This is a genomic window from Aliiroseovarius sp. S253, assembly GCF_049800855.1.
Lineage (GTDB): Bacteria > Pseudomonadota > Alphaproteobacteria > Rhodobacterales > Rhodobacteraceae > Aliiroseovarius.
In genome coordinates, this window is sequence record NZ_JBNAFW010000001.1 from 561,502 (window position 1) to 577,432 (window position 15,931).

Sequence of the window (15,931 nt, forward strand, 5' to 3'; positions counted from 1 at the left end):
ATTTGTAACAACGGGGGCAAACTTGTCTGATAGCCAAGCCAAACTGCCAGATCATCAGCGGGTTTACCGCAAATTGCGGGAAATGATTCTATTTGGAGAGCTGGCACCGGGCCAGCCGGTTACCATTCAGGGGCTGGTCTCGACGCTTGATGTGGGTATGACCCCCGTGCGTGAAGCGATCCGGCGGCTGACGTCGGAAGGGGCGTTGGAGTTCAAGGGCAATCGCCGTGTTTCGGTACCGCAGCCCGATATGTCTCAGTGGAACGACATCGCCTATGCGCGCCTGTCCGTCGAGCCCGAACTGGCTCGGAAAGCTACAGAAAACATTGGCGAGGAAGAGCTTGCGCGGCTGTCTTCCTATGATGATCAGTTGAACGCTGCCATCGATAAGGGCGATGTGCGTGGCTACCTTGAACACAACTATCGCTTCCATGCGTACCTGTATGACCTTGCAGGGTCCGAGGTTCTGTCCTCCATCGCAAATATGCTGTGGCTTCGGGCTGGTCCTTCGCTGCGCGTGGTGCTGGGCCGCTATGGCACGGCCAACCTTCCTGACAAACATGCCGAAGCTATGGCTGCTATGCGCGCGGGCGATGGGGAAGGGGTCGCGGGTGCCATTCGCGAAGACATCGAGCAGGGAATCGCTCAGGTCCGCGAGACGCTTTTGTCTGCCTGAATTTGATCAGATCGCAGGTCATGCGTTGACAGCTTAATTTTTGATCATATTGTGAACTCAGCTTTTGGCGCGATCCGAAGGGTGGGTGATTCTCCTGTCCGTTGGCGCGACCCGACCACGTTTTCTAGGAGATCCAGGATGAACAAGATCACCAACCATCTGCCCACGGCCGAGCTTCAGGCCATTGATGCTGCTCACCACATGCACCCGTTCACCAATGACGGTGAACTGGGTCAGAAAGGCGCGCGGGTTATTACCTCGGCCAAGGGCGTGTTCCTGAAAGACAGCGAAGGCGAAGAAATTCTGGACGGCATGGCTGGCCTGTGGTGCGTAAACATCGGCTATGGCAATGACTCGATTGCCGAAGTTGCTGCCCGCCAGATGCGTGAGCTTCCCTATTATAACACCTTCTTCCAAACGACCCACGTGCCCGCAATCGCGTTGGCACAGAAGCTGGCAGAGCTGGCACCGGGTGATCTGAACCACGTGTTCTATGCCAATGGCGGCTCGGACGCGAATGACACCAACATCCGTATGGTCCGTACGTATTGGGCCGAGAAGGGTCAGCCGGAACGTGACGTGATCATCTCGCGCTGGAACGCTTATCACGGGTCGACGATTGGCGGCACGTCGCTGGGCGGCATGAAGGGCATGCACGGTCAGGGCAGCCTGCCGATCCCCGGCATCGAGTTCATCGAGCAGCCCAACTGGTATGCCGAAGGCGGCGACATGAGCCCAGAAGAATTCGGTCTGGCCCGCGCACAGGAACTGGAAACCAAGATCAAAGAGGTTGGCGCCGACAAGGTTGCAGCCTTCATTGGTGAGCCGATTCAGGGTGCTGGCGGCGTGATTGTGGCCCCCGACGGTTACTGGGCTGAAATTCAACGGATTTGCCAGAAATATGACATCCTGCTGATCGTGGACGAGGTCATCACCGGATTTGGCCGCACCGGCAACTGGTTCGGCAGCCAGACCCTTGATCTGAAGCCTGACATTATGACCGTCGCAAAGGGTCTCAGCTCAGGCTATGCGCCGATTGGGGCGTCGCTTGTGTCGGATAAAGTTGCGGCAGTGCTCGCCGGGACCGAGTTCAATCACGGCTATACCTATTCGGGTCACCCGGTTGCCTGTGCGGTTGCGTTGGAAAACCTGCGCATCATGGAAGAGGAAGGCATTGTCGAGCATGTGCGTGATGTCGCTGCCCCCTATCTGGCTAAGAAATGGCACGAGCTGGCGGATCACCCGATGGTAGGTGAAACCAAGATCGTGGGCCTGATGGCCTCGCTTGCGCTGACGCCTGATAAGGATGCACGTGCGCCCTTCGCTGCGGATGCGGGTACCGTTGGCCTGATCACGCGCGAACGGTGCTTCGCCAACAACTTGATCATGCGTCACGTTGGTGATCGCATGGTGATCGCACCACCGCTGGTCATCACTACGGACGAAATCGATACGCTGATCGCCCGCGCTCGCAAGGCGCTGGATGAAGCCTATGAGATCGTAAAAGAAAAAGGCCTTCTGGTCGCTGGGTAATCCAGTTTCAGGGGCGGGCCTCGGGTCCGCTCCTTCCGATATTTGACACCCCCAAGAAGATCCGAGGGATCCATGGACCTGCTCACCGCCAATGACCGCCACGGGGAGTATCCCCAATCCTGGTATGCCGCTACAGCCGAAGCACCCGGCCCGTTTCCTGCTGCACAGGGTGACGTGTCGTGTGATGTCTGTGTGATTGGTGGTGGGTTTACCGGTCTGTCAGCAGCCCTGCATCTTGCCGAGCGCGGCTACGACGTCGTGCTTCTGGAAGCACAGCGTGTGGGCTTCGGTGCCTCTGGCCGCAATGGCGGTCAGGTCGGCATGGGCCAGCGTCTGGATCAGGACGAGCTGGAAAAGATGGTGGGCAAGGATGACGCCCGCAAGCTGTGGGACATGGCTCGCGAAAGCGTCCAGATGGTGCGCGACATGGTGGCCAAACACGCGCCCGATGCAGGGTTCACCGACGGCATTATCCACGCCATGCACCGCGCGCGATACGTGCCCGAGGATCATGCCTATGTCCGCAAGCTGAACGAGGATTACGGTTATGACCTGATCCGCACCGTGGACCGCGAAGAGATGCGCGAGCTGTGTGGCTCGCCTGCTTATCACGGCGGCTCGCTCGACATGGGGGCAGGGCACACGCACCCGCTACGCCTTGCCTTTGGCATGGCGCGGGCGGCAGTCGCCGCAGGCGCACGTATCTTTGAAACCAGCCGCGTGACCCAAGTGAAGGAAGGCGGAACTGTCACTGTTCAGACGAACAAAGCCAAGATCCGCGCCAGCCATCTGGTCTGGGCCTGCAATGGCTATCTTGGAAACACGCAGTCGCAAGTTGCTGCACGGGTCATGCCGATCAACAACTACATTTTGGCGACCGAGCCACTGGACGAAGGGTTTGCCAAATCTCTGATCCGTGACGGACACGCCGTGGCGGACAGTAAGTTCGTGATCAACTATTTCCGGCTCTCTGAAGACAATCGGATGCTGTTCGGCGGAGCGGAAAGCTATGGCTACAAGTTCCCTAAGGATATTCGCAAACTGGTGTCAAAGCCGATGCTGGAAATCTATCCGCAGCTGAAAGACACCAAGATCGACTATGCCTGGGGTGGGACGCTGGGCATCACCATGAACCGGATGCCGCATTTCGAACGGCTGCAGGGGAATGTGCTGTCGGCTTCGGGGTACTCTGGCCACGGAGTGGGCATGGCGACGCTGGGCGGCAAAATGGTGGCCGAGGCGATCTCGGGTCAAGCCGAACGTTTTGATCTGATGGCGCAGGTGCCGACCCAACGCTTCCCGGGCGGCGTGGCTCTGCGCTGGCCACTTCTGGTGGCGGCGATGTTGTGGTTCAGTCTGCGCGACAAGCTGTAGACGCGTGTCTCGCGTTTAGCCCTTCGGGCCACCCACATCGCTGGGCGCAACGGCAACTGTTTTCACAATTGCATAAAGCTCGGACCCGACACTTAGGTCCAACGCGGCGAGCGACCGTTTGGTGATCCGTGCCAGCACACGTCCGGCGGGTGTATCGAGTGACAAAATGGCTCCGGGACCTGCCCCTTCTTGCACTTCATGGACCACGCCGGGCAGACAGTTCAGAGCGGAGATGCCTTCAGGTCGTCCTCGTGACAGGATCACGTCCTGCGCCGCAATCCGAACCCGAACCTGAGAGCCGGGATCACGCGATATCCGCGGCAGAAACAGCGGGATGCCCCCAGCGGTCAATTCGGTCAGCCCGTCGTCGTGATGCATGGCAACACGCGCCTTTATCACGGCCCCCACAGACCTGACGTCTCCGGGGCTGAAGCTGGGATCGCCCAGAACCTCGATGGCGTCGCCTTGCCGGACTACGCGCCCGCCATCCAGCGCCACGACCGTGGTGGCCAGCCGCGCGACCTCGCTGGTCGAGTGCGTTACGTAAAGAATTGGCACCTCGCCCTCGTCACGCAGGCGTTCGAAATAGGGCAGGATCTCGTCCTTGCGGGGATCGTCCAGCGCAGCCAGAGGTTCGTCGGCAAGGATCAGTTGTGGGCGTGACAATAGTGCCCGCCCGATGGCAACCCGCTGCTTTTCGCCACCTGACAATCGCGGCGTGCGGCGGTCCAGAAGGTGCCCTATGCCCAGCATCTCGACCACATGGTCGAAACGCGCGGTGTCCGCAGGCTGGCGGGTGACGCGGCGGGCATAGTCCAGATTGCGACGGACGGTCAGATGCGGAAACAGACGGGCATCCTGAAAGACATAGCCGATGCGGCGTTCATTCGCGGGCAGGCGGATGCCCTGCGCGCTATCCAGAAGCACATGATCCCCCACTGCGATCCGTCCGGAAACATCACGGGTCAGGCCGGCGACAGCATCCACAATGCTGGTCTTACCCGATCCCGATGCGCCGAACAGCACGGTCAGTCCTGCGGGCGCAGTGACATCCACGTCCAGATCAAAACCGGGGCGGCTGGCGCGCAGGGCGATGGACAAAGCAGGTTTTGTCATGCGTCCTCCATCCGTTTGGCGACGCGGCGTGCCAGAACTTCGGACGCCACCAGCGCGCCCATCGCGATGATGATCGAGATTATGACCAGCCGTAGTGCCGCGTTCTCGCCGCCCGGAACTTGCAGGAAGCTATAGATAGCGGATGGGACCGTGCGCGTCTCACCGGGGATATTCGAGACGAAGGTGATGGTGGCGCCGAATTCGCCCATGGCTTTGGCGAACCCAAGGATTGCCCCCGCGATGATGCCGGGCAGGGAGAGGGGCAAAGTGACGGTGGAGAACACCGCCCAGCGGCTTGCCCCCAAAGTGGCGGCGGCGGCCTCGAGTTTGGGGTCCACTGCTTCGATTGACAGGCGAATAGCGCGCACCATCAGCGGAAAGCCCATGATCGCTGCGGCCAGCGCGGCTCCGGTCCAGCGGAAGGCCAGTGGCAGGCCGAGCTTAGCAAAGGCTGCCCCAAGCGGTGCCGTGCCGCCGAAGGTCAGAAGCAGCAAGTATCCTGTGACAACAGGCGGTAGGATCAGCGGAAGATGCACCAGACCATTCACTACCTGCTTGCCAGGAAAGTCTTTCCGGGCCAGCAGATGTGCAACCCAGATCGCTATGGGCAAGGATAGCACCGTCGCCCAGCCTGCAACTTTCAGCGAAAGCGCGACCGCCTGCCATTCTGCCGGGCCAAGCCAGCTCATTCCGGGACCTCAGGTGCAGGTAGGAAGCCGTGGCGTTGCAAGATTGCTTGCCCTGCGTCGCTGGTCAGATAGTCCAGAAAAGCGGTGGCGGTCGCGACGTCGCCAGATGCGATTGCTGCCGCCGGATAGGTGATTTGTGGGTGCGTCTCGGCAGGGAAAGGCGCGACACTGCGCACTTTCGGCTCAGCCTGCGCATCTGTCGCATAGACCACGCCCAACCGCGCCTCGCCCAGTGCAACCAGAGCCAAGGCGGCGCGGACATTGTCGGTCTGCACCACATGAGGTTCCGCCAGATCCCACAGTCCCAGATGACTCAGAGCCGCCTTGCCGTATTGCCCCGCAGGGATTGCCTCAACCAGCGCCATGGACAGGCGACCTCCGCCTAGGGCGGCCGCGAGATCCTCGGGCGTTTCCGGCAAGGTCGCCGGGGCCGCTTGCGCCGCTGGGGCGATCAGCACCAGAGCATTCCCAGCGAAATCTCGGCGCGTGCCGCCGGCCAACAATCCGGCATCCTCGACCACATCCAACCAATTCGTATTGGCGGACAGATACGCATCCGCAGGCGCACCCAAAGTGATCTGGCGGGCCAGAACCGAAGACCCCGCGAAGGACAGCGCGACCTCGTGCCCCGTGTCTTCCTCGAAGGCCTGCGCGACCTCATCCAGCGCCCCGCCCAGGCTGGCAGCCGCAAACACGGTGATCCTGTCAGCAAAAGAAGGCAGACTTGATGCGCCCAGAAATAGGGCGGCAAGGGTGTATCGACGGGCGCACAAAAACATCTCGGATCGAGATAACGGGATGCGTGGCCCGTCAGCAAGGGGTTTTGCGGTCGCAGCGTTCAGGCGAAGTGGGTATCGACGCTTCCGAACGCGCCGAAATCTGCGTGAATGTCGGTGCCCGAGGGACATTCGACCGGACGGATAAAGCTGCCTGACAGGATGATCTGCCCCGGTTCGATGCTCTGGCCATACTGCGCCATGCGGCGGGCAAGCCAGACCACGCCTTCCACCGGATCATTCAGAACACCTGCGCCAAGCCCAGTTTCTTCGACCTCTCCGTTACGGAAGGAGATTGCACCAACCCAGCGCAGGTCAAAATCATCGACCGCATGGCGTTCGGCACCCAGAACGATCCCTGCATTGGCGGCGTTGTCGCTAATCGTGTCAAAGACCGTGCGGGTCTTTCCGGTCTCAGGATCCACGCGCTGAATGCGTGTGTCCAAGATCTCGATCGACGGAGAAACGTAGTCCGTGGCGGCGATTACATCATCGCGGGTCACATCCGTCCCCCCGATGGCATCTTTCATTACAAAGGCAATCTCTGCCTCGATCCGGGGTTGGATGAAGCGGCCAGCTGGCACTGTTGCTCCGTTCTCAAACAGCATGTCGTCAAACAAGATGCCGCTGTCCGGGATGACGATGTTCAACGCATATTGCATCGCTTTCGAGGTCAGCCCGATTTTCCAGCCGATGACCTTACGCCCCTCGGCCAGCTTCGCGCGGTAGATCGCGTTCTGCACCTGATAGGCGTCGTCCATCCCCATCTCCGGGTGGCGCTTTGTCAGCAGCCCGATCTGGTCGCGAGTTTTCTCGGCGGCAAGCAAATCGGCGGCAGCGCGGGCGTGATCTTCTGGCGTCATACGGCTTCGTCCTCGATCGTGTTCGACAGCGTGCCAATCCCGTCAACCGACACTTCGACCACGTCACCGGGCACAAGGTATTTGGGCGGGTCAAATCGCGCACCAGCACCGGTGGGCGTGCCCGTGACGATTACATCGCCGGGCTGAAGCGTCATGAAGGTCGAGATATAGGCGATTTCCTCGCGGATCGGGAACATCATGCGGTCCAGTGTGTCATCCTGACGAAGCTCTCCGTTCACATGGGTCTGGATGCGCGCGTCATCCAACTGGGCAGCGTCAGTGAAAGGCACCAGCCACGGACCAATCGCACCGGAGCGATCCCAGTTCTTGCCTTGGGTCACGTTGAATTTCGCATGACGCACCCAGTCGCGGATCGTGCCTTCGTTGCACAGCGTCAGCGCCGCGATGTGGTTGTAGGCATCTTCGGCCGCAATCCGGCGACCCGTCTTGCCAATGACAATCGCCACCTCGCCTTCGTAGTCCAGCGTGTGGTTTTCCGGCGGGCGGATCAGCGGGCGACCATGACCGGTAAACCCGCTGGCAAAGCGCGGGAACAGCGACATGTATTTCGGCTGCGCGCTGCCGTCTTTGTATTCGGCATTGCGATCCGGGAAGTTCACACCCACGCAGAGGATCCGGCGCGCATCGGGCATCACCATGTCGTAGTCGAAATCAGTATGGGTGACCGCGCGCCCTTCGGCTGCTGCAGCCAACGCGTCAAACTGCCCGGCGGCAATAACCTCGTAGAGGCTTGCGTGATCGGGGAAGGCGTCGTTCAGCGCGATGGCGCCCTCATCCGTAATCGCGCCGAAAAATGTGCTTCCGTCCGCTGAATATGTCGCAAAACGCATTGTCTATTCTTTCACTTTTCGCGCTTTGTGTCGCGCTATCTTGGGTAAAACGACGCAGAAATATACAGATCCCTACATCTATTGCTGTCTCAAACTGAGAAGCTGATATTCGCCTGTCCGGTGCCCGAGCTGCCGAAATAGGGGGTGTAGATGTCGATCTTTCCTTCGTAATCCTTCCAGCCCAACGCGCCAAACAGAAGCGCAGTGTCGTTCATCGCGCATTCGCCGGTGCATTTGACGGCATAGTCGGGCAGTAGGTCGAGGAACTCGGCCCATTTGCCGTTTTCCCAAAGGTCCAGAACGCGCAGATCCATCTGACGGTTGAACTCGCCATTCACAGAATTCAGCCCATCAACCGAGCGTTCGTTGGGGGTGAAGTCATGGCTCATAGACCCCGAGGCGAAGATGGCGACCTTGCGGTCCGACCGCTTGATCCCTTCAGCAATCGCAGAGCCCCAACGGCGGTTTTCTTCGATGGACGAGAACTGGTTCACGGCAGTGGGCAGGACGCGGGCGTTCACGCCTTTGTTGATGAAATGCATCGGCAGAAGCGTTCCGTATTCCATACCCAAATCAGGTTGCGCATGGCCCATGGCGCGCTCGTCGCGTTCTTCCAAAACGCTCAGGATGCTCTGTGCCAGCTCGCTGTCGCCCTGATAGTCGAATTCCATATCCGCCAGCATGTGCGGCAGTTCGTGGCTGATGAAGCGGCCCTTGTGGTGGGGCTTGGCGTTCAGGTGGAAGCCCTGATTGGTGATCCAATGCGTGTCGAAAATGATGAACGTGTCCACACCCCGGTCAATCGCGTCCTGTCGCAGCTTGGCGTAGCCATCGACAGCGGGCTGACGGATGCCTTTGTATTGCGGCATGGTTTCGGACATCCAGATGCTGGGCACATGGGTGATTTTTGCAGCTTGAACGATCTGTCCCATTGGGTCTCCTCCCGTTGGTGGTCGCGCGTTTCCGGGGCAGGGCGCTTAGGCGCCGAGCCGCATGATTTTGTGTTGACCCGTGGCAAAGCCCACGTGTTTTTGCTCCATGTAGAACTCGAACGACCAGTCGCCGCCGTCGCGCCCGATGCCCGATGCCTTCACTCCGCCAAACGGGGTCGGCAGGTGGCGGACGTTTTCCGAGTTCACCCAGATCATGCCTGCTTCCAGCTTGTCTGTGAAGCGTAAGGCGCGGGTCAGATCGTTGGTCCAGACATATCCGGTCAGGCCGTATTCAGTGTCATTGGCCATCGACAGCGCTTCGTCTTCCGACGAGAAGGGGATCGAGGTCAGAACCGGGCCGAAGATTTCTTCGCGCGCGATGCGCATTTGGTTGGTGGCGTTGGTGAACAGCGTCGGGCGCACGAAATAGCCTTCGTCGCCCACCTTCACGCCACCCGCCGCAACGGTTGCGCCGTCTTCCTTGGCGATGTCGAAATAGGACGTCACTTTGTTATAATGTGTCTCGGTCACCAGCGGGCCGATCTCAGTCGCGGGATCCAGTGGGTGGCCAACCTTGATGTTGTTGACGCGTTCGACCAGCTTGGCCTCGAATTCTTCTTTGATTGTATCCTGAACAAGCAGGCGCGAGGACGACGTGCAGCGCTCGCCGTTGATCGAATAGATCATGAAGATCACAGCATCCAGCGCGCGATCCAGATCTGCGTCGTCAAAGACGATGACTGGATTTTTCCCGCCCAGTTCCAGATGGTTACGCTTGTGTGTATCCGCGCCCTGCTTCACGATCAGGCTGCCGGTGCGGCTTTCGCCAACAAAGGCAATCGCTTTGATCTTCGGGTGTTCGCACAGAGCCTTGCCAGCGTCCGGCCCAAAGCCGTTCACAGTGTTCAAGACGCCTTTGGGCAGGCCTGCTTCTTCCGCGATCTCGACCAATAGGCGGGCGGTTAAGGGGCTGTCTTCAGCGGGTTTGTGGACCACAGTACAGCCTGCGGCCAGCGCGGGTGCGATCTTCCAGGTGGACAGCATAAATGGCGTGTTCCACGGCGTGATAACTCCCACCGGGCCGATCGGTGTGCGGCTGGTGACGTTCATCAGCGTGGGCGATTTCAGGTGCTGTCCATCGCGCGACTGAATGACTTGATCCGCGAAATAGCGAAAGTTCTCGGCCCCACGCAGGGCGGCTTTCGACATGAAGCGGAGTGTCTGGCCGGTGTCCCAGCATTCGCAGAGCGAGATTTCTTCAGCACGTGCTTCGATGGCGTCGGCGACGTTCAGCAGGATGCGACGACGCTCGGTGGCGGGCATGTCGCGCCATCCTGCGAAGGCCTCATGGGCGGCATTGGCCGCAGCGTCGATGTCATCCGCCGTGCCGTGGGCCACGTCGCAGATCACCGACTTGTCCACTGGGCTGGTTGTCTGGAACACGCCTGCGGCGCCGTCCCGATCTTCACCGGCGATCCGATTTTTGATCCCACCCGCGCGGAAACGTTCAAGATAGCCCGCGAGTTTCGAAAGATTGCTGTCCAGATCCGACATGTTGCCCCCATACGTTCAGTAATTAATTGCGATGTTAACTAATGATCTGGCCGCTGTCAACAATAGTTGCTTTGTTCAATTCCTAGCCCTTGCTATAACACCCTTATGACCAAGAATAATTCGGCCCGTATGGGCTATCCCAGCACCTCCCGTTCGCTTCCCATCTCGCTTCTTCGAGCGCGAGAGGTGGTGATGCAGCCGATTCGCGACATGCTGGGCGAGCTGGGCTTGACCGAGCAGAAATGGCGTATCTTGCGCACATTGGATGAGTTGGGCGAGGTCGAACAAAGCACCATCGCAAAAGAGGCCTGCCTGCTTTTGCCCAGCCTGACGCGGATCCTGCGCGGGATGGAGGCTGACGGTCTGATCTCGCGGCAATCTGACGCCAAGGACAAGCGCCGCACGCTGGTGACGATCACTGACAAAGGACGCGCCATCGTGCGGGACAACCTGCATCTGGCCAATGACATCGCCGCCCGGATCGAGACGCATATGGGCGAGGACGAGGTGAAGCAGCTTCTGGATCTTCTGGAAAAGCTGCAAGCTGCCAAGCTGTGATCCACACTTCTGGCGCATAAGGGCTTGCAAACGCCGCCTTTCGTCAGCAGGTGTATCGCGCACAAGGGTATCACCGTTTCGCAGCGGAGGCTTTGCAGGTGGACATCAGATTTGATCATGGACCGGATGGGATGGCAGGGCTGTTTTCAGCCCCGCTGGATCAGATCGTGGCGTGGTCTCTGGACGATGTTCCAGGCGCGCTGGACCGTTTGGATCAGGCGCAGAAAAGCGGTGCGTGGCTGGCGGGCTTTGCAAGTTACGAGCTGGGTTATGCGCTGGAGTCGCGTCTGGAGCCTTTGCTGAAACCCGACCGCCGCCTGCCGCTTTTGCAGTTCGGTCTCTATGATGGACCCAACCCCGCGCCTGCGCTTCAGCCCGGAGACGCGGCGCTGTCGGATCTGAAACCCGACTGGGATGCCGACACCTATGCGCGCGGGTATCAGACGGTGCATGACTATATCTGTGCGGGCGACACGTATCAGGTCAACCTGACCTTCCCGATCCGGGGTAGGGCGCAAGGCGACGTGCAAGCGCTCTATCATGCGCTCACACGCTTGCAGCCGGTGCAATATGGTGCGCTGGTGCAGGCTGATGGCCTGCCCGCAATCCTGTCCCGATCGCCCGAGCTTTTCTTTCGCACCGATGCGGATGGGATGATCGAGACGCGCCCGATGAAAGGCACCCAGCCGCGCAGTTCCGATCCTGTCGAGGACGCCGCACGCGCGGTATTCCTGAAAAGTGACGAGAAAAATCAGGCCGAAAACCTGATGATCGTGGATCTGCTACGCAACGACATCTCTCGCATCTGCGAACCGGGCAGCGTCCATGTGCCTGAGCTGTTCACCGTGGAAAGTTATGAGACCGTGCACCAGATGGTGTCGCTGATCCGTGGTCAAATGGAGACCGGTACGCGCCTGTCCGACATCCTGCGCGCTCTCTTCCCCTGCGGTTCGATCACCGGCGCCCCCAAACTGCGCGCGATGGAGATCATCGCCGAGCTGGAACCCAATCCCCGCGATATCTATTGCGGCTCGATTGGCTGGATGGCCCCCGATGGACGGTCCGAATTTAACGTCGCCATCCGCACACTATTGCTGGATGGGCAGGACGCGACCCTCAATGTGGGCGGTGGGCTGGTCTATGACAGCACTGCGGCCTCGGAGTATGAAGAGGCGCTGTGGAAGGCACGGTTTGCGTCGCGTCTATCTAATGGGTTGAGGCAATGAAGAATGTAGTTCTCATCCCATCTAGAGATTTGCTGAAAAGATACGCGCGGTACCGCGGTTTCCGCTCAGCTGGACGACTTGTTTTCGGCTTTGTCACCGTAATTGTCATGTTTTGCGGATATAACTGGTGGTTGATGGTACGCGAGCCTTCCAGTGCAAACATCGGACGATCTTACGAATTTCTGGCACCATACATGGTGTGGCTCGGTCCAGTGATCTTATATCTTGTACAGATTACTGATCTCAACAAAGCCATACGCGAAAAAGACTTCCCGAAACACTAGTGGCGTTGATGATTGAATGGGCTGTAGAGTTTCTGGAAAATGGTGGGCGACCTTGGAATCGAACCAAGCGTGAGTCGCCTCGAGGGAGTTACAGTCCCCTGCCACACCTTGCGGCCTGTCGCCCACTTTTTCCTGCGCAATCTGCGCCGAACGTGGGGCTAGGTATCGCGGGCAGCTTGCGGCGTCAATAAGAAAAATCACCCAAAAGCACCTGCCAAAAGCACTTGTCTCTCAGAAAGCCATGGCGCATTGTCCGGGCCTTGTAAAAACTCAGCGGATCGCGTGATGAAAAAGCCAAAATGGGTCGTCAAAAAGGAACAAGACAAGCGTCAGGCGGCGTCTGAAACTGTGTGGCTGTTCGGGATTCACGCGGTGCGGGATGCGCTGATGAACCCAGACCGCGTGCGGTTGCGGTTGATCGTGACGAAAAACGCGAGCGACAAACTGGCGGACGCGATCGCGACTTCCGGTATGACGCCTGAAATGGCCGACCCGCGCAGTTTTCCGGCGCCGATTGATCCCAATTCGGTTCATCAGGGCGCTGCGCTTGAAGTGAAGCCTTTGAACTGGGGTGATTTCGCCAGCCGCGTGATTGGTGGCGAGGGCAAGATGCCGGTTGTTGTCTTGCTCGACCGTGTGACCGACCCGCATAACGTGGGCGCAATCTTGCGCTCGGCCGAAGTGTTCGGGGCCAGCGCAGTGGTCGGCACCAAACACGGATCGGCGCCTGAAACAGGGGCGCTGGCCAAGACCGCGTCGGGTGCGTTGGAGCGTCAGCCATACCTGCGCGTGCGCAATTTGGCTGAATCTATGGAAGAGCTGCGCAAAATGGGGTTTGTCGTCCTCGGCATGGATGGCGAGGCGACCGAAACCATTGAAGGTGCGCTGGCCGCACGTCCGGATCGCCCTGTCGCTCTGGTCATGGGGGCCGAGGGGCCGGGACTGCGCGAAAAAACCAAGGCGACCTGTGACGCACTGGTGAAAATCCCATTTGCGCGTGATTTTGGATCCTTGAACGTGTCCAATGCAGCAGCGGTCGCGCTATACGCCACACGCCTCACGCGGTGATCACCTTGTTGTGGGTGGGGCTGTAATATCCGCCCCGGCAGCGCAGATTAGGGACAACCGAAAAAGGAGGTCCCAATGTCGAAACTGTCCCTATCCCGCCGTAATATTCTGTCCGGTTTGATTGCTTTGCCTGTTGGGGCGACGCTTCTGACTCGCCCGGCTTTTGCCGCCAACCCACCGGTCTATGCCGAAGATGGTATCGCATGGGATGGGCAAGACCCCGTGGCCTATTTCACAAAGGGCGCGCCAACACCGGGTGTGGCCGAGTTTTCCTTGGAACATGAAGGTGCGACGGTGCTGTTTTCCAGCGCAGCGACCCGCGACATGTTTGCAGCCGATCCTGCGAAATATGCGCCTCAGTTCGGCGGATACTGCGCTTATGCAGCCAGCAAGGGCTATATCGCGCCCACTGTGCCCGAGGCGTGGACCGTCTATGACGATAAGCTCTACCTAAACTTCAGTCTGCGCGCGCGCGAACTGTGGTCACAGGATATCCCCGGCAACATCGCCAAGGGTAATGCCAACTGGCCGGGCATTCTTGAAGGCTGAGCGATGACGGGCGGATCACAAGTGTTTTACCAACCCTTCCAATTCCGCCCCTCCACCATATCTGTCTAACAGAGGCCAGGCTGTGGAACGCCTGAAACCTCTTCACTGTCCCTCGTTCCACCAACTGCGCCCGAGGCTTACTCCCCTCGGGCGCTTTTTCTTTTGCGGTCTTGGAATGGGCGCATCCGGTGCTTAGTTGTGGCCAATGACCCAGACAGATATCGACACCCGCCTGAAACAGATCCTGACAACAACCCGCGTGATCGGCCTTGTCGGCCTGTCGCACAAATCAGACCGTGCCAGCAATCGTGTGGCTGGATTTCTGACTGCGAAAGGCTATCGCGTGATTGGCGTTAATCCGGGGTTGGCAGGGAAAGAGATGTTTGGCGAAACGGTTGTGGCGTCTGTTGCAGATCTTCCCGAAGAGACCGATATGATCGACCTGTTTCGGCGATCCGAGGCAATCGAGCCAATTGTGGACGAAGCGCTGGCCAATTTGCCCAACCTGCGCACGGTCTGGATGCAGCTAGAGATTTTCAACGCGCCAGCGCGGGCCAAAGCTGAAGCGCGTGGGATCGACGTCGTTGAGGATCGCTGCCCGGCGATTGAGTACCCGCGTTTGATTGGGTCGGAAGCGCTGGTTGGATAGAGTTCGAGGGGGCTTTGCCCCCGCGCCAAATCCGTGCTTTGGCGCTCCCCCGGGATATTTACAGTAAGAAAATAAGACCTTAGGTATGACGGGCTGCTTTTTCTGCAATGCCCGAAGTACCTTCACGGCGTTCGAGTTCGGCCAGAACGTCCTCCAGCGCAACGTCGCGCGCGGCGAGCATGACGAGCAGGTGATAGAGCACGTCTGCGGCCTCAGCGGTCAGGTTCTCGCGGTCGTTCTTGGCAGCGGCGATGATGGCCTCGATGGCTTCTTCCCCGAACTTCTCGGCGCATTTTTCCGGGCCTTTGGCCAGCAGTTTGGCGGTCCAGCTGCTGTCGGGATCTGCGGATTTGCGCTCTTCAATGGTGGCGGCCAGTTGGGTCAGGATGCTCATGTCAGCCTCATCGGGATGCCTGCGGCGGCCATGTGTTCCTTGGCCTCGCGGATGGTGTAGTCGCCGAAGTGGAAGATCGAAGCCGCCAGCACGGCGCTTGCGCCGCCTTCGGTCACGCCTTCGACAAGGTGGTCCAGATTGCCAACACCGCCCGAGGCGATCACGGGCACATGCACCGCGTCAGAAATGGCGCGGGTAAGCGGCAGGTTGAAACCTGCGCGGGTGCCGTCGCGGTCCATCGAGGTCAGCAGGATCTCGCCCGCGCCCTTTTGTTCCATCAGCTTGGCGAATTCGACCGCGTCGATTGGGGTGCCGTTGTCGTCCAGCGCGGGTTTGCGCCCGCCATGGGTGAAGATGCCCCATTTGTTGGGCTTTCCATCCGCATCATGGCCGATGGTCTTGGCGTCGATGGCAACGACGATGCACTGGCTACCAAAACGATCTGCTGCACGTGCGATCACGTCCGGGTCGGCCACGGCGGCCGAGTTGAAGCTGACCTTATCCGCGCCTGCCAGCAGCAGGTCGCGCACGTCCTCCGGGCTGCGCACGCCGCCACCGATGGTCAGCGGCATGAAGCATTGTTCTGCTGTGCGGGTGGCCAGATCATACATGGTGCCACGGTTTTCATGGGTCGCCTTGATGTCGAGGAAGCAGAGTTCATCGGCACCGGCGGCGTCATAGGCGCGCGCCTGTTCCACCGGGTCGCCCGCGTCGATCAGATCGACAAAGTTGACGCCTTTCACCGTGCGGCCCTCGGCCACGTCGAGACAGGGGATGATGCGAGTTTTCAGCATAAGTTACTATTAACCCTTCTTTCGCTGATACGAAATCAGATGAAA

At 59.5% G+C, this 15,931-nt stretch carries 17 protein-coding genes and 1 tRNA gene; 8 read left to right on the forward strand and 10 right to left on the reverse strand.

Annotated elements, in window-relative coordinates; all coding sequences use genetic code 11:
• Window positions 1–22 precede the first annotated feature (22 nt).
• The 3 genes from ACP15F_RS02765 to ACP15F_RS02775 all read left to right on the forward strand — a co-directional run bounded on the left by ACP15F_RS02765 (window position 23) and on the right by ACP15F_RS02775 (window position 3,583).
• A complete protein-coding gene (locus ACP15F_RS02765) occupies window positions 23–676 on the forward strand; it encodes a GntR family transcriptional regulator (RefSeq protein ID WP_424939321.1) in 654 nt (217 codons plus the stop codon).
• 138 nt (window positions 677–814) lie between these two features.
• Window positions 815–2,209, forward strand: a complete 1,395-nt coding sequence (locus tag ACP15F_RS02770) for an aspartate aminotransferase family protein (protein ID WP_424939322.1) — start codon at window positions 815–817, stop codon at window positions 2,207–2,209.
• Window positions 2,210–2,281: 72 nt separating this feature from the next.
• Window positions 2,282–3,583: an NAD(P)/FAD-dependent oxidoreductase gene (locus ACP15F_RS02775; RefSeq protein ID WP_424939323.1), complete on the forward strand. Its 1,302-nt coding sequence runs from the start codon at window positions 2,282–2,284 to the stop codon at window positions 3,581–3,583.
• A gap of 15 nt (window positions 3,584–3,598) precedes the next feature.
• Here the strand turns inward: ACP15F_RS02775 and modC are convergent, their stop codons facing one another.
• From modC to hpaE, 7 genes are all read right to left on the reverse strand, one after another.
• Complete coding sequence (gene modC / locus ACP15F_RS02780) at window positions 3,599–4,699, reverse strand: molybdenum ABC transporter ATP-binding protein (protein WP_424939324.1); 1,101 nt, start codon at window positions 4,697–4,699, stop codon at window positions 3,599–3,601.
• Entirely contained in the window at window positions 4,696–5,388 is a 693-nt protein-coding gene (gene modB, locus ACP15F_RS02785; protein ID WP_424939325.1) for a molybdate ABC transporter permease subunit, read from the reverse strand. Before modB ends, modC begins: the two co-directional genes overlap by 4 nt.
• Window positions 5,385–6,083 (reverse strand): molybdate ABC transporter substrate-binding protein, encoded by a 699-nt coding sequence (gene modA, locus ACP15F_RS02790; protein WP_424939326.1) that lies wholly within the window; start codon window positions 6,081–6,083, stop codon window positions 5,385–5,387. Before modA ends, modB begins: the two co-directional genes overlap by 4 nt.
• Window positions 6,084–6,226: 143 nt before the next feature.
• Entirely contained in the window at window positions 6,227–7,027 is an 801-nt protein-coding gene (gene hpaH, locus ACP15F_RS02795) for a 2-oxo-hept-4-ene-1,7-dioate hydratase (protein WP_424939327.1), read from the reverse strand.
• Window positions 7,024–7,878, reverse strand: a complete 855-nt coding sequence (locus ACP15F_RS02800) for a fumarylacetoacetate hydrolase family protein (protein WP_424939328.1) — start codon at window positions 7,876–7,878, stop codon at window positions 7,024–7,026. The genes hpaH and ACP15F_RS02800 overlap by 4 nt, the downstream gene beginning before the upstream one ends.
• Window positions 7,879–7,967: 89 nt before the next feature.
• Complete coding sequence (hpaD, locus tag ACP15F_RS02805; RefSeq protein WP_424939329.1) at window positions 7,968–8,810, reverse strand: 3,4-dihydroxyphenylacetate 2,3-dioxygenase; 843 nt, start codon at window positions 8,808–8,810, stop codon at window positions 7,968–7,970.
• A 45-nt stretch (window positions 8,811–8,855) separates the two neighbouring features.
• The gene (gene hpaE, locus ACP15F_RS02810; RefSeq protein ID WP_424939330.1) at window positions 8,856–10,364 is read right to left on the reverse strand and encodes a 5-carboxymethyl-2-hydroxymuconate semialdehyde dehydrogenase; all 1,509 of its coding nucleotides are present in this window, start codon (window positions 10,362–10,364) and stop codon (window positions 8,856–8,858) included.
• Between the two features lie 105 nt (window positions 10,365–10,469).
• Here hpaE and hpaR point away from each other — a divergent pair, with 105 nt between their 5' ends.
• Together hpaR and ACP15F_RS02820 are read left to right on the forward strand one after the other, a co-directional pair.
• A complete protein-coding gene (gene hpaR, locus ACP15F_RS02815; RefSeq protein ID WP_424939331.1) occupies window positions 10,470–10,922 on the forward strand; it encodes a homoprotocatechuate degradation operon regulator HpaR in 453 nt (150 codons plus the stop codon).
• Between the two features lie 98 nt (window positions 10,923–11,020).
• Entirely contained in the window at window positions 11,021–12,148 is a 1,128-nt protein-coding gene (locus ACP15F_RS02820) for an aminodeoxychorismate synthase component I (RefSeq protein WP_424939332.1), read from the forward strand.
• A gap of 324 nt (window positions 12,149–12,472) precedes the next feature.
• On the opposite strand, the gene ACP15F_RS02825 is transcribed toward ACP15F_RS02820, so the two are convergent.
• Window positions 12,473–12,556: transfer RNA gene (locus ACP15F_RS02825), tRNA-Tyr, on the reverse strand.
• Between the two features lie 161 nt (window positions 12,557–12,717).
• Between ACP15F_RS02825 and rlmB the strand changes: the two genes are divergently transcribed.
• The 3 genes from rlmB to ACP15F_RS02840 all read left to right on the forward strand — a co-directional run bounded on the left by rlmB (window position 12,718) and on the right by ACP15F_RS02840 (window position 14,698).
• Window positions 12,718–13,500, forward strand: a complete 783-nt coding sequence (gene rlmB / locus ACP15F_RS02830) for a 23S rRNA (guanosine(2251)-2'-O)-methyltransferase RlmB (RefSeq protein WP_424939333.1) — start codon at window positions 12,718–12,720, stop codon at window positions 13,498–13,500.
• A gap of 75 nt (window positions 13,501–13,575) precedes the next feature.
• Window positions 13,576–14,049 (forward strand): YHS domain-containing (seleno)protein, encoded by a 474-nt coding sequence (locus ACP15F_RS02835; protein ID WP_424939334.1) that lies wholly within the window; start codon window positions 13,576–13,578, stop codon window positions 14,047–14,049.
• A gap of 205 nt (window positions 14,050–14,254) precedes the next feature.
• Window positions 14,255–14,698 (forward strand): CoA-binding protein, encoded by a 444-nt coding sequence (locus ACP15F_RS02840; protein WP_424939335.1) that lies wholly within the window; start codon window positions 14,255–14,257, stop codon window positions 14,696–14,698.
• A 79-nt stretch (window positions 14,699–14,777) separates the two neighbouring features.
• On the opposite strand, the gene ACP15F_RS02845 is transcribed toward ACP15F_RS02840, so the two are convergent.
• Entirely contained in the window at window positions 14,778–15,092 is a 315-nt protein-coding gene (locus ACP15F_RS02845) for a phosphoribosyl-ATP diphosphatase (RefSeq protein ID WP_424939336.1), read from the reverse strand.
• Window positions 15,089–15,886 (reverse strand): imidazole glycerol phosphate synthase subunit HisF, encoded by a 798-nt coding sequence (gene hisF / locus ACP15F_RS02850; protein ID WP_424939337.1) that lies wholly within the window; start codon window positions 15,884–15,886, stop codon window positions 15,089–15,091. Before hisF ends, ACP15F_RS02845 begins: the two co-directional genes overlap by 4 nt.
• Window positions 15,887–15,931: the final 45 nt, after the last annotated feature.

What these genes read in the sequence shown, in the direction of transcription:
- ACP15F_RS02770 (WP_424939322.1), top strand. Translation starts at nt 815, where the DNA reads ATGAACAAGATCACCAACCATCTGCCCACGGCCGAGCTTCAGGCCATT.
- ACP15F_RS02775 (WP_424939323.1), top strand. Translation starts at nt 2,282, where the DNA reads ATGGACCTGCTCACCGCCAATGACCGCCACGGGGAGTATCCCCAATCC.
- modC (WP_424939324.1), bottom strand. Translation starts at nt 4,699, where the DNA reads ATGACAAAACCTGCTTTGTCCATCGCCCTGCGCGCCAGCCGCCCCGGT.
- modB (WP_424939325.1), bottom strand. Translation starts at nt 5,388, where the DNA reads ATGAGCTGGCTTGGCCCGGCAGAATGGCAGGCGGTCGCGCTTTCGCTG.
- hpaH (WP_424939327.1), bottom strand. Translation starts at nt 7,027, where the DNA reads ATGACGCCAGAAGATCACGCCCGCGCTGCCGCCGATTTGCTTGCCGCC.
- ACP15F_RS02800 (WP_424939328.1), bottom strand. Translation starts at nt 7,878, where the DNA reads ATGCGTTTTGCGACATATTCAGCGGACGGAAGCACATTTTTCGGCGCG.
- hpaD (WP_424939329.1), bottom strand. Translation starts at nt 8,810, where the DNA reads ATGGGACAGATCGTTCAAGCTGCAAAAATCACCCATGTGCCCAGCATC.
- hpaE (WP_424939330.1), bottom strand. Translation starts at nt 10,364, where the DNA reads ATGTCGGATCTGGACAGCAATCTTTCGAAACTCGCGGGCTATCTTGAA.
- hpaR (WP_424939331.1), top strand. Translation starts at nt 10,470, where the DNA reads ATGACCAAGAATAATTCGGCCCGTATGGGCTATCCCAGCACCTCCCGT.
- rlmB (WP_424939333.1), top strand. Translation starts at nt 12,718, where the DNA reads ATGAAAAAGCCAAAATGGGTCGTCAAAAAGGAACAAGACAAGCGTCAG.
- ACP15F_RS02835 (WP_424939334.1), top strand. Translation starts at nt 13,576, where the DNA reads ATGTCGAAACTGTCCCTATCCCGCCGTAATATTCTGTCCGGTTTGATT.
- ACP15F_RS02840 (WP_424939335.1), top strand. Translation starts at nt 14,255, where the DNA reads ATGACCCAGACAGATATCGACACCCGCCTGAAACAGATCCTGACAACA.
- ACP15F_RS02845 (WP_424939336.1), bottom strand. Translation starts at nt 15,092, where the DNA reads ATGAGCATCCTGACCCAACTGGCCGCCACCATTGAAGAGCGCAAATCC.
- hisF (WP_424939337.1), bottom strand. Translation starts at nt 15,886, where the DNA reads ATGCTGAAAACTCGCATCATCCCCTGTCTCGACGTGGCCGAGGGCCGC.